The sequence below is a fragment of the Paenibacillus litoralis genome (genome assembly GCF_046244365.1).
Classification (GTDB): Bacteria; Bacillota; Bacilli; order Paenibacillales; family NBRC-103111; genus Paenibacillus_V.
The window spans coordinates 7,699,137-7,712,872 of record NZ_CP176395.1; the positions used below are offsets into that span (position 1 = coordinate 7,699,137).

The following is a 13,736-nucleotide window of genomic DNA, read 5'->3' on the forward strand; positions in this document are numbered from 1 at the left end:
CACAAAAATAGCATCGTAATATACGCCCCCCCCTACTCCACCCTCATCCCAATCACCCGCTTCGCCACGTCGACGTGCTCATGATCTAACTCCACCTTCACGCGCCCCAGGCGCCGCTTCTCCCGCCATTCCCGCAGCTGTTCGTCCGTCTCCAGCTTCAGCTCGGCGATTTCGAGCGCCCTGTCGAACATATACTTCGTCGCATACAGACAAGTCCGCACGCCTTGCCCGCCCGACAGGATCGGCGTCTTCCGCGTCTCCCACATCTCGATCGTGAACTTCACGAACAACCGGTTTTCCGTCCCCGCCTTCGCCGGCCGATCCGTAATTTGCCCGCGCCGCAGCACCTGCCAATCCGCAATTTTGCCGTACAGGAACACGCCCTGCTGCCCGGCCTCGAACAAATTTTTCGACTGGTAGATCGCGATGTACTCCAACTGCGTCAGCACTTTGTGATCCGTAATATTCTCCAGAGGCATATGGTAGAAAAGATGCTTCTTCGCCAGCTCCAACTGCGACCGCTCCCGGAGCGAGCCGATCAGCACATTTTTGCCGCCGAGCTTGTTCACGTAGTAATCGCTCGTCCCGCTAGGCCGCGTCGAACGCTCGAACGCCTTCTCCGGACTATCCAAAATCAGCTCATCCAAAAACTTCTCCATCAGCCCCGTCGCATTCGGCAAAAAAGGAAACGCCCCAATATTGATCAGCTCAATGCTCTTATAGAACCGATGCTGCTTATACCGCTCCTCATCCCCATACGGAAAAAGCACATACGCCCCGAACATGCTCCGCTCATACTCGTTCGTCTGCTCCGCCTGGTACACGATCGCGTCCCGGTATCGGTGCATCGTGTTGATGTCGTCCTCCTCCGGCCCCGGCAGCCCGTCATACTTCTCGTGATACGCCGTCCCCTCATACGCCGGATTGAGCCGGTACTTCGCGTCAAAAACATACTTGTACACCCGCTGCTGCTGATTCGCATCCTGCTTGCGCAAGGTCAGCACGTTATCCGGCCTCTGGGACAGCGTAGGCGAATCTTTGAGAAGGGCGTTGTAATAGAGCGTAAAACGCTCGCCGTTATGCGGGTTTTCGTACACCATCTTGGCCTTTTGAGCCGACTTATCCAACGTGACAAAAAGTCCGCCACGGTCCACCCGAATAACATCCTGCTTGACCAGCTTATACTTCTGGCTCAGCAAGTGATGGATTTTCAGGAAGCACCAGTACTCGTAGAGCTGTGCCAAATCCTTCATCGACAGCTGGTACAGATCGCTCTGAATCGCCAGCCCCTTCAGCAGCATCAAATACGTCCGGTACACATCCCGGTAGCCCGGCGCCATCTGCAAAACAAGCGATACCGACATCTGCCGCATCGGCCCCGCATCCCGCACAAAATCCACCTGCAGCAAACGGCGTAGCTGGGTCTGCATCCTCGTAATCTTCTCAACGAGCTGCGGATCAAGTCTCCGTTCCTTTTTCGCCAGATGCGCCAAAACCTGCTTCAGCTTCCCATCCACCCGTTCCAGCATCCAGCGGACAAAACGATTCTCCCCCGTGTCATAATCCAGCTTCCGCTTCGTCTCGATCAGCTTCGTCGGCCGGTAACGCTCCTCCCTCACCTGCACGACCCCATGCTTCGCATCCCGAACCAAAACATGCGGATTCCGCGCCAGGAAAGCCACATTTTCCTTCCCCGCCCGCTTCACCTTGGCACTGTCCATCACGCGCTGCTCCTTATAGAGCCGATGATGCGGCGCATGCTGAATCCGTTCGACCGCGCCGACCATCTGCCGGAACACATGCTGCAAAATCGCAAAAAACTCCGTCAAGCTCTGATTCTGCGTCTCCTTGAGCCCGGTCAAATGATACGTTTTGCGCAGAAAATCGAACGACAAATTGTAAATCTGCTCATTCACATCCGCCAAAATCGCCTCATAATCCCGCTTATAATCCAGCTTCGACGGAAAAATCTCCAGCCGCACCCGCAGCCCGGTCTCCCCGTTCACCAGCACGTCCAAGTCGGTATACCCGACCTCATTCTGAAAATTCAGCATCCCCGACAAAATGCGCCCGCCCAGCGGCTTAATCGCCTGACGCAAATACACGTTATCATGATGAAACGCCAGCTTGCCGTCCTGCTTGCTATCAATGACCAACTGGTACGTCTGCGTTTCATAAAAGCACGGCAGCACCTTTTCCGCCCGCGAGTCAATCAGCTTCCCTTGCTCGGGTGAGTACACCTGCACCGACTCAATCTTCAGCAGCGGCGAGTGCGAAACCACATCCAGCGTCGCTTCCACCCAATCCTGCGTATCGTTCCGATGCAGTTGCAACGTCTCCACAGTCGGATGAAACGGCTTGCCTTGCACATACAGGTCAAAAAGATTCGTCTCCACACGCAGCAGCTCGACGCTCGAATTAAGAGATCCAGAACGAGGTGAATCCATCATCCTCCAACCTCCGCAGCATATACGCTATTTTGCGGGCGCTTTGCGGATAAACCGCCTGAGGCGCGTCCGCGTACCGCCGCCATGGCTTGTACAGCTCCGACGCGTCGTTGACCAGTTCCTCAACGTTTTTCTTCAGGCCCAAGCACATCAGCATCAGTTCCACCAACACCCGCTTCACCGACTGACTGCTCCCTTGAATGCGCGGCAAAATCTTTTGCAGCAGCTGCAGATCAAACGCCCGCTCCTCCGGCATCAAACCGAACCGCTGGTTGTAGATCATGTAGAAACAAACCGCGTCTCGCACGCGGAAGCCGATGTGGGAGTGGATTTCCTCCAAAATATCGTTAATCTTAACCAACTTCTCCGTCGTACGTTTACTAATCTCTGTATAATTCGCATACGCCTCTTGCAGATTCAAATAATCCGCCCGCAAGAACGAAGAAGGAACCTGCCCCAATGTCTCTGGCTCAGCTTCAGCATTCAGTTCAGGATAATCCTGAAGGTTGATATAGTTAAACTCGAGCGTGTTCGCGCGATCGAGCACCTTTTTGCTAAAAGGATGCGTCGTCTCATCCATATTCACCGTACCGATGATAAACACATTATCGGGAATAATTACACTTTTGTTATATCCCAAACCTGCGGCGGTTCCCAATATCTCTTGAGGCACCACGGTATCCGTCTCTATCCGGCCATCGACCCACCGCTGCGTTTCGAGAATACTAAGCATATCGCTAAAATAATGCTCGACTCGAGCCAAGTTCATTTCATCCAAGCAAATGAAAAATGGCTTGCTGCTGTTCTCCCTTTTGGAAGCCTCCACAAGCACCTCCGTCAACTTCCCTGGACGAAAAACATTCGACAGATCCTTATACCCGATCAGATCCGAGGGATCGCTCCAATCCGGACGCACCGGAATTAGCGTAAACTGTTTGTTTGCTTCCGTCGCACCGAGCGCGTCTGCGAACAGCTTGACCAGCTTCGTTTTCCCCGTTCCCGAGATGCCGGCCAGAATGACAAAAGGCTTTGTTTTGAGCGACAAGTAGAAATTCTCGATCAGGTGTTCGGGGTAGGTGAAGCCTTTATTTTGGATGTGGGATTTGATGGATTGGATGATTTCAGAAACAGGTCGCATGTCCACAGGCTCTTGCTCCTCTTCAATTGATGACGTATCATCCGGGTTTAGTTCGGAAACGAGATCATCGAGTGTGCGTGTATAGAGCTTGTAGTTCTCTACAAAATTTTGTAGATCCTCAATCATCCGCTCGTTATCCGGCAAGTTATCGTGTTCATACTTCACATAAGCAATTGTCGAAACTTGATAGTCCCGCCCCAAACCACTTGAAGAAGTCAAAAAGATATTTTCATCCTTCTGCATATTCTCAAGTGGAAGCAGTCCGCGCAATTCCTGAACTTTTCGCTTAAGGTACTCATATGCTGCTCGTTTACCATCTTGCTTAGGAACGGTTACTCCTTGAGCAAGTGTCAAATAAACAGTGGTCATATCTTCAGAAAAGAGATAGACGATGTACTCCCCACGCTGAGTCGTTTCTGTAATTCGCTTGTCCAAAATGGCTATCCAAGGAATGTCAGCCCAATTGCCCTTTCCTACAGACCCCTGAACTTTATGGTTCGAATCAATGAACGGTAGGCTCTTTATTTCCTGTGGAATAGTTTGACGGACAAGTTTCCCCAGTGGATGTTTAGCAAAAGGCTCCTGCTTAGCTTGCTTATATTGAGTAAAAATTTGTTCTATGTAGGTCCTCAAAGAAACGGACGACTTGAGATTGGCATAATAATTTTTCAGTTCAGTCTGTGCATATAACCGAAGTTCCTCAATGACAATCGGGTTCATTTCTCTCCATAGCTGGTCCTTAAACCCTACCGTTTGATTGGGAGAATTGATTTCAAGGATATTTTCAAGAACTTGGAACGGTGTCATCATAATCATCTTAAGCTGCCCACCGTATATCTTTTCCCAATTTTTTAAATTGCCCGGAGGTTGGTCACCAGTCTTTCCTTCCATCTCGCGCTTCCTATAGTGAGCTAAAAAACGCTCCCTAACACTAGGCAGGGATACCTCATTCTTAGATGAAATAGCCTGCTCCTCTAATAAGGACAGGATGACGACCATCTTATAGGACTTTTGTTTAATTTTAAAAATGTCCTGCAGCTGTATAGGTAACGCCATGGTACTACCCCCAAGTTAGGTAAGTATTTACGGTATTAATATGAGATTTTTCCAATTATGTAAGTAGGCAAAATAAAAAGAGCGGTTAATTTCCGCTCTTTGGAATTCGACAGGAGTTGACAGATTTCCTTTTGTTACTAACGAAAACGATGCTCTAATTCCATCTTCCCAGCTAGAATGCTCTTCTCAAGCCGTAAATGCAGAAGCTCCGTTTGCAGGTCTTTTCCAATCAAATGAACAGCGTTTATGATATCCTCTGCAGTGATCAAGTGAATGGACTGACTATTCTTCAAAATATACGCCAAGATCGCGTTTACGCATTCTTCACAGGTTGCAATTCTTTGGATGAGGATATCTTCTTCAAGAACCAATTGTTCATATTTGTTGACCATATCGCTCCCAACGATTCCACCATCCTGATTCATAAAATGTTGAATCGATACGCAATAACGTACCAATACTGAAATTAGTATATGGTACGTTATTGCGTATAGTCAAGATCCTATAATGAATCAGTTGGTGATCAAATGGCGAAGAAAGTAATCGTAAAGATAAATGAGTTGACGAAGAAACACAGTATATCTCTTAGAGAGCTATCTCGGCTAGCAGATGTGCGACATGCTGCATTGAGTGAGCTATCTAGTGGTAAACGGGAAAACATTAACTTCAGTCATATAGAGAAGATTGCGGAGGCATTAGATATCTCTGATATTCGAGAGATTATTGATTTGGTTAACGTAATAGACCAGAGTAAGTGAAACATGACATTATGTTGCTTAAGTGTATCTTCAGGGTTTGGAGTATACTCTGCATCCTTATAAATCGTACACTGCTCAAAAAATATTTGTAGTAGTCAATCAGGCCATAAGAAGATATATAGAAAATGAACCCCGCCAACGGGGCGTGGATTCGGGGATTTTGGTGATTTTTTAGGGTTTGAGCGATAAGGAAAATCATGGTGTAAAGCCTTATATGGCAAGGGTTTGAGCGATTTCATGAAAATGAAGGCATTTCATTTTCAATGTGTCGCGGAAAGCCGAATCACTTAAATCATTTCAAAAATCATTTCAATTTTATAGATGTTCACCAATATGTGCAACTAATATTTTTCCATCATGTATGCTAGGCTCACCTTGGAAAAAATAAATACGATCAAATCGGTATTTAGTATCTCCGCTACTACCAGTCCCTTCTAGCTTGGTATGTGGCTCACAAACAAGTACTATTTTTCCTCCAGAAGTTTTCGTAAACTCAAACGAAAACCGTCTTTTGGCAGAGTCACTATCACCTTCGAGCGTACATGCTATCTCTGAAGTAGTTGAGAATACTTTTAAAACTTCACCTAATTGTCTTCCCTTATACTCTCTATAAATTCCGGGAAACTGATCATTTAAAGCAGATAAATGACGTATTATTTCTCTATTATACTCCCTAAGAGGTGCGCTTAGAGTATCTAAAGATTTTTCAACATGCTCATGGAAATGTAAGTTAGGAAAACAAAATCTTGCTGCATTTAAAAAAGCCATTTTATCATCTTCATCATAAAGATAAATTCTACGTCTTACGTGTAGATCCTCAAGATCATAGATATAATAGTACGATTCATCTGTTCTATAAAGACAAAGGAAACTAAACTCACGACTACCTTCGAAACTTTCTATTTTTGTTAAAAATGTTTGAAGTTCATTATTATCAACTTCCTCAGAAGTATTAATTATCAAACTCAATAACCGCTGTTCATCACGCATCCTGCTGGTCTGTGTATCATATAGCCAATCACAAAGAAGTGTGACACCCTCAAATTGAATGTTGTAGATATCTTGATTGTAATAAACACGATCACCAGCAATTTTTGCGTGTTCAGCGACTTCTTGAATAATTTCTAATCTGTTATGTAAATCTTCCTGTTCACCTGCAAGTAAAAACGAGTCATTTTGAAGACAGAGTACGAGACTCATCTTGCACTCCCCTTCTCTCTTTTCAAGAACATAAGTTCCTTCAAATCATTTTGTTCTTGATCAAAGAAACCTACTGGCCAATCAGTTAACTCCCCATTTTCCTTAAGTTCCAGTAACTCAATACGAATACCCTCATCATCTTGTGAAAAATATTGGATGCCTAGATCTTTTGCGCGACCTGAACGCGCCATAAAAATACGTATCCCATTAATGACGTGTTCACTATGTGTTTCAACGATCACTTGTACACCTGCTAAAGATAGCAATGCCAAGTATCGACCTATCCTAGACTGCCCCATAGGATGTAAATGCGCTTCTGGGTTCTCCACAATAAGAACAGGGTTAGTTCCAGTAGAGAGTTTTAACCCTGCAGTAACTATCGGTAAAGTGTAACTGATTCCGAATCCAGTGTTGGGAGGAGAACAATACCTTGTATCAGCTGCTGCATTACTAAACTTCATTGTCAATTTATTTAAATCGTTAACAGTTTCGTATTGAAACTTCAAATGCGGAAACAAAAACTGCATCCATGATTCTACTTGATGAGAAAACTTAGTTGAACTTTCATTTTGTCTAAGAGCATCATGTACTAAAGTCTTCATCGTATCAGCTAAGTATATAGAATGATAGACGAACTCACCTTGACATCCGATATCTATCCATGAACTTGATGGCATATCCAAGGATTTTCTTGGGCCTAATCTTTCGGCATGTAGATATTGAAACTCTCCTGATAAATGATCTTCATTACTGGAACCGATCATGCCTTTTAATAAATGTGATGCATCCCTTCCATCAAAAGTAAAAGAGAATTCCTTTGTGATTTCATTAGTATCCTCTAATGTTACTTTTATTTTTGGTATTGAAGGGTTGGCAAAAACACTTGATGCTTGCCCCATCTGTAACATGAAAGGGCCGTTTATTGAGATGTCTAATTCTTGTCCAACTCCACTAGATATTCTTTCTTGTTCAATTGCTTCACGTGCTAATAAAAGGGCTTGAACTACACTTGACTTTCCACTTCCGTTAGCCCCTACTAAAACAGTGACTGGCTTTAAGTTAATTTTTTTATCTATGAAACATTTAAAATTCTCAATATTAACTGAATTTAACATATTAAAGTACCTCCTTTAACATACTGCGAATAGTTTTAAATTGTATATTAATACTTGATACGCTTGCAGTAGATCTGTTTAAGGTTTGAGCAAATTCGATATTTTGATAACAAGTATCTGCGAGTTTCCTTAATACAGTATTTCCTACATTCCTTACACTTTCTATATCATAATACGCTAGCTCAACACTCAGAGATGTAAATAGGGTTTTATTTAGTGGTTTATTTCGAGCCCTTGTTGTATCGAGTTCATTCGGATGTATACGTCGAAATGCCAGATTCTCAAACAAGATCCTCGAATTCTGCATTGATTTTTTGAAAGCAGTTTCGTAAATATGTAAACCGTTCTCCTGCATATTAAGCAACTTCTCAAAAAACTGGTCTAAAAATTCTTCTAATCTTCTATAACTGGAAATCGTGCCATCATTCCGGTCATACGCATCATAAAATGCACAGAATCTTAAGACTAATTCTTGGAGTAACATTCGGGGGTCTTCCCTATAATTAGTTATGTATTGAAAATTAGGATCATTCACAAGATTTACAAGAAATCTACGAACATTGTTATTTGCTATTGAATTTCTTATCTCTTGGGAATTAAGAGGTATCCCTCCAGTATTAAGCCTTCTAAACAAATCGAATTTTGCTTGTACTGGTGTCCGTGAGTCAATTACATTAAATGTAAGATTAGCATTATATATACGTTGCTTATATTTTAAAGGAAGTTCATTAAACCTATATCCTTCACATTTCCATAAGTATTGTAGCCCTTTTAAAGTAAACCCATCATTAATAAATTCATATATAGTTGATAAACGCTGCAATCCATCTACAATTTCCCATTCAGCACTTTGATTTTCAGCAGCATAAAATATGGGTAGAGGGTACAAAAGCATTAGTGACTCAATAAGTAAAGATTTTCGTTCTGGTTCTTTCCAAACATAATGTCTTTGAAAATCTGGATACAGATTTATAGAACTCTCTTTAATCATGTTTATAATCTGCATTACTGAAACCATTCTCAGGTTAACACGAATTTGATCTATATCAAAAGGTTCATCAGAGAAATGATCATTAGAATCCCGATACTTATCAATAAAGTAGTCTGCCAAAATTCATCCCCCCTTTATTTAAATCATTGTAACATATTGGGTATTTTATTTAAATTACATTAGTATAAGCTGTTTTGAGAAAAGCACCTTTACAAATCAGTACATTTCAAATGAATTATTTCAACTTGCTTCAAATGAAGCAAGACATAGTAAAGCTAAAGTTAGACTATTAAAGAATTATTTTGTAAACGAAAAGTAACCCAGTGATGAAGGCGTGGGTTCGAGCGCTAATTATTCGATTTAAAATTGCTTCCACGAACGGAAAGCCTTTTGACATCCGCGTCATGGTCCAAAAAACGAACAAAGGCGTCTGAGAGAGTACGGCGATCTTCACGAAAATAGGCAAGCCGGCTAAAGTCGCGACAAACTATCACCAAGGCGGCCAGCTGAGGTATTTCCGGCAAACGTTGTCCGGAGCAGGATTCGGCAATAGCGATATCGTACGGATTGAGGCGGAACTGAAGAATCTCGGAAAATCGGTCGGACGGCTATTCAACGGGCGTAAAAAAGGATTTCGGGAGCTTGGCCTCGACGTTACCTTGGACAAAAAAGGAAGAGCCTGGATTCTCGAGGTGAATACGAGACCCCAGTTCTATCCGTTGAAATATTTTAGGGACAAAAGCATGTATCGCCGCATTATGTTCTACACCAAGCAATATGGAAGGAAGAAGTAAGATCTTTGGCCCGCCGGCACTTTCGCGCAAAAAAAAGCCTACCAACGTTGGCAGGCTCCTTTTCGTTTTTGTGGATTTGGTATTTCTCCCCATCACTGCTGTGCTAAACCAACATTCAAGAAAACTTTCGTCCGATCAAACTTCGGATTTGTAAAAAGCTGCTGCGGAGGACCAGATTCAACGATTTCCCCTTTATCGATAAACATGACCCGATTCGCGACTTCTCTGGCGAAGCCCATTTCATGGGTCACGACGATCATCGTCATGTGTTCCTCTGCGAGGTTCTTCATCACCTGCATCACCTCTCCCGTCAACTCAGGGTCGAGGGCGGAGGTAGGTTCATCGAACAACAGGATTTCGGGATTCATCATGAGTGCTCGGGCAATCGCGCCCCTCTGCTTCTGGCCCCCTGAAAGCTTTGCCGGATAATCCGATGCCCGCGCGGAGAGTCCAACCTTCTCCAATAATTCCAAGCTTCGTTTGCGAAATCCCGCCACCGGCTCACCTTTAACGATTCGCGGAGCCAGCTCCAAATTTTCTCTCACCGTAAGGTGAGGAAACAAATTAAAATGTTGGAACACCATCCCCATCTTGGTGATCCGTTTGATTTCAGAGGGCTTGACGTAGATTCCATCTTTGACCAAAACCTCTCCTGCTACGTGAATCGTGCCGCCATTAATCTGCTCAAGCTGAATAAGACTTCGGAGCATCGTACTTTTGCCGGAACCCGAAGGACCAATGATTGCAACAACATCTTTCTTTTCCACTTGAAACGTCATTTGCTTCAGCACACTCAACACGCCATATGACTTACTGAGGTTAGCAACTTCAATGATTGCCACACGCGCCATCCCTTTTATTCAAATTTAAATCTTCGCTCCAGCCATTTAAAAAACACCGTTAGCAGAAGTGTCATGATCAAATAAATAATGCCCGCGTAAAAGAAAGGCATAATGGTGAAGTCACGATTGACCGCCGTCTGAACGGCAACAGCATAAAGCAGCGCAGTATCTTTAATCAGCGTAATCGACTCATTGGATACCGCAGGCAAGACGACTCGAAACATTTGAGGCAGGATGATTCGGGTCATGGTCTGCCATTTGCTAAAACCTAACACCTGCGAAGCCTCATATTGGCCTTTATCAATCGCAAGCAAACCGCCTCTAAAAATTTCGGCAAAAAAAGCGGCATAGTTCAGAGTAAAACCTAAACAGGCAGCGGTAAATCGGTCCAGCACCAAAAATTGTCTGACCCCCGGCAGCATGGGAAGTCCAAAGCAAATCACGAGCAATTGCAGCAAAAGCGGCGTTCCGCGCATGATATAAATATACGTATGAGCCAGCCACGCAATCGGTCGGTTACTGCTTTTCACCGCTAATGTAAGGACAAAACCTAACGGGATGGACACCACAATGGCAATTAAAAACAAAAGGACCGTCATTTGAGCCCCTTCCAGCATAGGGATGACTATCGAAGTGAAAGAATCAGCTGACATCAAAAAATACCCCCAAAAACAAAACCGGGATTTCCCAAAAGGAAATCCGATTTTGCCTTATCTTCATTCGCTTACGTTTACTTCAATACTTTATCTTCACCAAACCACTTTTGCGAAATTTTAGCAGCTTCGCAGTCTTGGTTCATCTCGTCAAGGGCTTTTTGCAGCTTTTGAAGCAGTGCCTCATTGCCTTTCTTCACGCCAACTCCGTATTCTTCAGGAGCCAGCGATTCATCAAGCAGCTTGAAGGTTCCCTTTTCTTTGGACATGTAGTACTCGCTGATCCGCAGCTTGAAGTGATTCTTGACTCCTTCTCTACGCCTCGACCCTACCAATGATCGTGCCGTCATTTCCTTTTGCTGTACAGAAGCCTGATTGAACACCTTGAGCCAGTTCGGGATGTGATGTATAAACAAAAGCCCGAACTCGGAAAAGTTCGGGCTTTCAGGCTACTAAAATCAGGTAAATGTGGCTTCAAATCAATACTCCCTAACCAGCAACACACAGCATTCAACATGAGTGATTTGTGTTACGTCCCCACTTCAGTAGTCCGTAATAAAGGACACTGTTTTCGCTCTTTTGTTCTTTAATAGTCATTTAAAACGAAACGTATATCGGATGGATAGTGAGTATCTTTCAAAAGACTAATTAATAAATCGTGATAAGTTGAAAATTCCTTCTCAATTATATTTGCTATTTGTTGCGAAAGTTTTCCTTGACTTACCAACGGGCTCATAGTATCCACAAGTATAGTTTGAGCTAAGGGATTCTTCTTTTCTAGTGCAATTATTAATAACAGATTTAAAGAGTATATTTGAAGTACTAAATTTTGTACCCCTTTATAAATTCCACTTATAAGTATAGAAATGCGATTCCACTCCTCTTCGTTACAATCTATCGCTCTAGAAATATTCTCTATTGCTATATGCATAAAAGGAATCATTACCGTTTCATTTTTTGTGCATTCCGTCAGAACATCAGTCGGAATAGATAAGAAAGGTCTAATGAACTTTCCAAGAACTTGATCTGGCTGTTCAACTTGAACTGCAGGCAGACATTTTAACACATGATTCACATCGACGCGAAGATCTTTGAATTCATAAGTCTTTAAACTACCAAATGAATAATTACTTTGAGCTGAACTATTAATTAAGTCCTCCATTAATTCCTGAATGGTTTGATACCGCTTGGAACGATCCTCCTCCATTGCTTTCCCAACAATAGGCTGATATTTAATAAATGATGTGAATCTTTGCTCCGGTGACTTACCACTAATCAGGAAATAAAGTAAGGCCCCTAGCGAATAAATATCAGATAGAGCATCAGCATTTTTCAGGCTTTTCTTTTGCTCTGGGGCAGTAAACGCTTCTCTTCCATACGACATATTAGAATGTCTTGTGATTGAAGAAATCGTTCGGTGATCTTTGGCCAAACCAAAATCAGCGACCTTTGCCAATCTATTCCCGTCACTTTGGGGAAATAACAAGATATTATGAGGAGCTAAATCCCGATGACTGATTTTATAGTCATGAAGATGAGCCACGCCATAAAGTATATCTTTAAATATACTTAATTTTGTTTCCTCTGACACGGTAGGATTCAGCACTAACCATTTCTCTAAAGAAGTCTCTGCCAATGGCATTGTAAACAAAACAGGATCATGTTCAAACTGTACTTTGTCAATTTCTACTATGTTATGATGAGATATCTTTTCTCGTAAAAGTCTAACCTCTCTTTTAAATCGCAGTAAGTAATCCTCCCCTTCTTTTCCATACCGTTGTAGAAAAACCGATTTCTCAAAAAGTACTTTGCATGCCATTTCTCTTTTGGCAATCGGATCAAAAATTCTATGTACTTCTGCAAATGCACCTGATCCAATATTTTCCAAAGGAATTAATTGATTTTTGTAATTTTCGCCATTTTGACTTTCTGAAATCCACAAACGATGAGCTAATTTATTGGACTCCGGACAGAACAAGATGCGATACCCATGTAAAATATCTTTGATCTGTTCTTCATCTGGGTTTGAAATGATGTCCGCTCCTTTGTCCAAACAATTTAACACTTGTAATGCAAATAACATCATCTTGCCGCCATCCGACTTAGGAACTAAAGCATGAAAATCATCTGTAAGCTTATGGGCAAGTATAGGCAAAAAGATATCGTTACTTAAAGGCAACTGGTCAAAAAGTTTATTCATTAGAATAAGTAATTGCCTAAGTAAATTGGGGTTCTTCTTAAACATGAAATGAATAAATGGTGCATTTAGATAGTTTGTTATGAACGAAACATATCTATAGAACGGACTTTCTATTTTAGTTTGGCTCAAAAAAGTTTGAAAGAACTGTTCCTTCTCTTTATCAAAATTGCGTTTATCTTCGCTTCTGGACGTTAATTGACCCCCAAAATATATTTGTAAAAGATCATTCATATCGTGAGCTTCAAATGAATCCTTATACTTTGTTTTCATAATAGCTCTCTCAAATTTTGCTGCGGTAATCATGATTGGTTCGTCATTCCTGTATACTTCACCGAAGAAACCTTCTAACGTTTGCAGTTCATATTGTGATGGATTGACAAGAATGACTTTGGTGCCCTTACCAATTCTCCCGTAACTTCGGTATTTCTCCCGAAAAAGTGAAAACAAAATACTAAATCCTTTTTCATTTCGAAAGATCTGAACCAGTTCCTGTAATGAAGACTCCATAAAACACTTCCTCTAAAGATTTAATGGCTTTCTTT

Annotated in this window: 11 protein-coding genes and 1 pseudogene; 2 read left to right on the forward strand and 10 right to left on the reverse strand. The window is 42.6% G+C overall.

Annotated elements, in window-relative coordinates:
- Window positions 1-32: 32 nt before the first annotated feature.
- The 3 genes from ACKGJP_RS32370 to ACKGJP_RS32380 form a co-directional block, all read right to left on the reverse strand.
- On the reverse strand, window positions 33-2,450 hold the full coding sequence (locus ACKGJP_RS32370; RefSeq protein WP_409342855.1) for a DUF2357 domain-containing protein: 2,418 nt from the start codon (window positions 2,448-2,450) through the stop codon (window positions 33-35).
- On the reverse strand, window positions 2,419-4,641 hold the full coding sequence (locus ACKGJP_RS32375) for an MrcB family domain-containing protein (RefSeq protein ID WP_409342856.1): 2,223 nt from the start codon (window positions 4,639-4,641) through the stop codon (window positions 2,419-2,421). The genes ACKGJP_RS32370 and ACKGJP_RS32375 overlap by 32 nt, the downstream gene beginning before the upstream one ends.
- Before the next feature lie 137 nt (window positions 4,642-4,778).
- On the reverse strand, window positions 4,779-5,066 hold the full coding sequence (locus tag ACKGJP_RS32380) for a hypothetical protein (protein WP_409342857.1): 288 nt from the start codon (window positions 5,064-5,066) through the stop codon (window positions 4,779-4,781).
- Window positions 5,067-5,168: 102 nt separating this feature from the next.
- Here ACKGJP_RS32380 and ACKGJP_RS32385 point away from each other — a divergent pair, with 102 nt between their 5' ends.
- Window positions 5,169-5,399 carry a helix-turn-helix domain-containing protein gene (locus ACKGJP_RS32385; protein ID WP_409342858.1) on the forward strand — a complete coding sequence of 77 codons (231 nt, stop codon included), beginning with the start codon at window positions 5,169-5,171 and terminating at the stop codon, window positions 5,397-5,399.
- Between the two features lie 315 nt (window positions 5,400-5,714).
- On the opposite strand, the gene ACKGJP_RS32390 is transcribed toward ACKGJP_RS32385, so the two are convergent.
- The 3 genes from ACKGJP_RS32390 to ACKGJP_RS32400 are packed head-to-tail and all read right to left on the reverse strand — an operon-like array spanning window position 5,715 to window position 8,825.
- Window positions 5,715-6,599, reverse strand: a complete 885-nt coding sequence (locus ACKGJP_RS32390) for a hypothetical protein (protein ID WP_409342859.1) — start codon at window positions 6,597-6,599, stop codon at window positions 5,715-5,717.
- Complete coding sequence (locus ACKGJP_RS32395; RefSeq protein ID WP_409342860.1) at window positions 6,596-7,714, reverse strand: AAA family ATPase; 1,119 nt, start codon at window positions 7,712-7,714, stop codon at window positions 6,596-6,598. The genes ACKGJP_RS32390 and ACKGJP_RS32395 overlap by 4 nt, the downstream gene beginning before the upstream one ends.
- 1 nt (window position 7,715) lies before the next feature.
- Window positions 7,716-8,825 (reverse strand): DUF262 domain-containing protein, encoded by a 1,110-nt coding sequence (locus tag ACKGJP_RS32400; protein WP_409342861.1) that lies wholly within the window; start codon window positions 8,823-8,825, stop codon window positions 7,716-7,718.
- 326 nt (window positions 8,826-9,151) lie between these two features.
- Between ACKGJP_RS32400 and ACKGJP_RS32405 the strand changes: the two genes are divergently transcribed.
- A complete protein-coding gene (locus ACKGJP_RS32405; RefSeq protein WP_409347314.1) occupies window positions 9,152-9,499 on the forward strand; it encodes a YheC/YheD family protein in 348 nt (115 codons plus the stop codon).
- A gap of 92 nt (window positions 9,500-9,591) precedes the next feature.
- On the opposite strand, the gene ACKGJP_RS32410 is transcribed toward ACKGJP_RS32405, so the two are convergent.
- The 4 genes and pseudogenes from ACKGJP_RS32410 to ACKGJP_RS32425 all read right to left on the reverse strand — a co-directional run bounded on the left by ACKGJP_RS32410 (window position 9,592) and on the right by ACKGJP_RS32425 (window position 13,701).
- A complete protein-coding gene (locus ACKGJP_RS32410) occupies window positions 9,592-10,341 on the reverse strand; it encodes an amino acid ABC transporter ATP-binding protein (RefSeq protein WP_409342862.1) in 750 nt (249 codons plus the stop codon).
- Window positions 10,342-10,355: 14 nt separating this feature from the next.
- Entirely contained in the window at window positions 10,356-10,994 is a 639-nt protein-coding gene (locus ACKGJP_RS32415; RefSeq protein WP_409342863.1) for an amino acid ABC transporter permease, read from the reverse strand.
- Window positions 10,995-11,071: 77 nt separating this feature from the next.
- Window positions 11,072-11,278: pseudogene (locus tag ACKGJP_RS32420) on the reverse strand (transporter substrate-binding domain-containing protein); the annotation flags it as partial.
- A gap of 302 nt (window positions 11,279-11,580) precedes the next feature.
- Complete coding sequence (locus tag ACKGJP_RS32425; protein ID WP_409342864.1) at window positions 11,581-13,701, reverse strand: protein kinase domain-containing protein; 2,121 nt, start codon at window positions 13,699-13,701, stop codon at window positions 11,581-11,583.
- Between the last annotated feature and the right edge of the window lie 35 nt (window positions 13,702-13,736).

What these genes read in the sequence shown, in the direction of transcription:
- ACKGJP_RS32370 (WP_409342855.1), bottom strand. Translation starts at nt 2,450, where the DNA reads ATGATGGATTCACCTCGTTCTGGATCTCTTAATTCGAGCGTCGAGCTG.
- ACKGJP_RS32375 (WP_409342856.1), bottom strand. Translation starts at nt 4,641, where the DNA reads ATGGCGTTACCTATACAGCTGCAGGACATTTTTAAAATTAAACAAAAG.
- ACKGJP_RS32380 (WP_409342857.1), bottom strand. Translation starts at nt 5,066, where the DNA reads ATGAATCAGGATGGTGGAATCGTTGGGAGCGATATGGTCAACAAATAT.
- ACKGJP_RS32385 (WP_409342858.1), top strand. Translation starts at nt 5,169, where the DNA reads ATGGCGAAGAAAGTAATCGTAAAGATAAATGAGTTGACGAAGAAACAC.
- ACKGJP_RS32390 (WP_409342859.1), bottom strand. Translation starts at nt 6,599, where the DNA reads ATGAGTCTCGTACTCTGTCTTCAAAATGACTCGTTTTTACTTGCAGGT.
- ACKGJP_RS32395 (WP_409342860.1), bottom strand. Translation starts at nt 7,714, where the DNA reads ATGTTAAATTCAGTTAATATTGAGAATTTTAAATGTTTCATAGATAAA.
- ACKGJP_RS32415 (WP_409342863.1), bottom strand. Translation starts at nt 10,994, where the DNA reads ATGTCAGCTGATTCTTTCACTTCGATAGTCATCCCTATGCTGGAAGGG.
- ACKGJP_RS32425 (WP_409342864.1), bottom strand. Translation starts at nt 13,701, where the DNA reads ATGGAGTCTTCATTACAGGAACTGGTTCAGATCTTTCGAAATGAAAAA.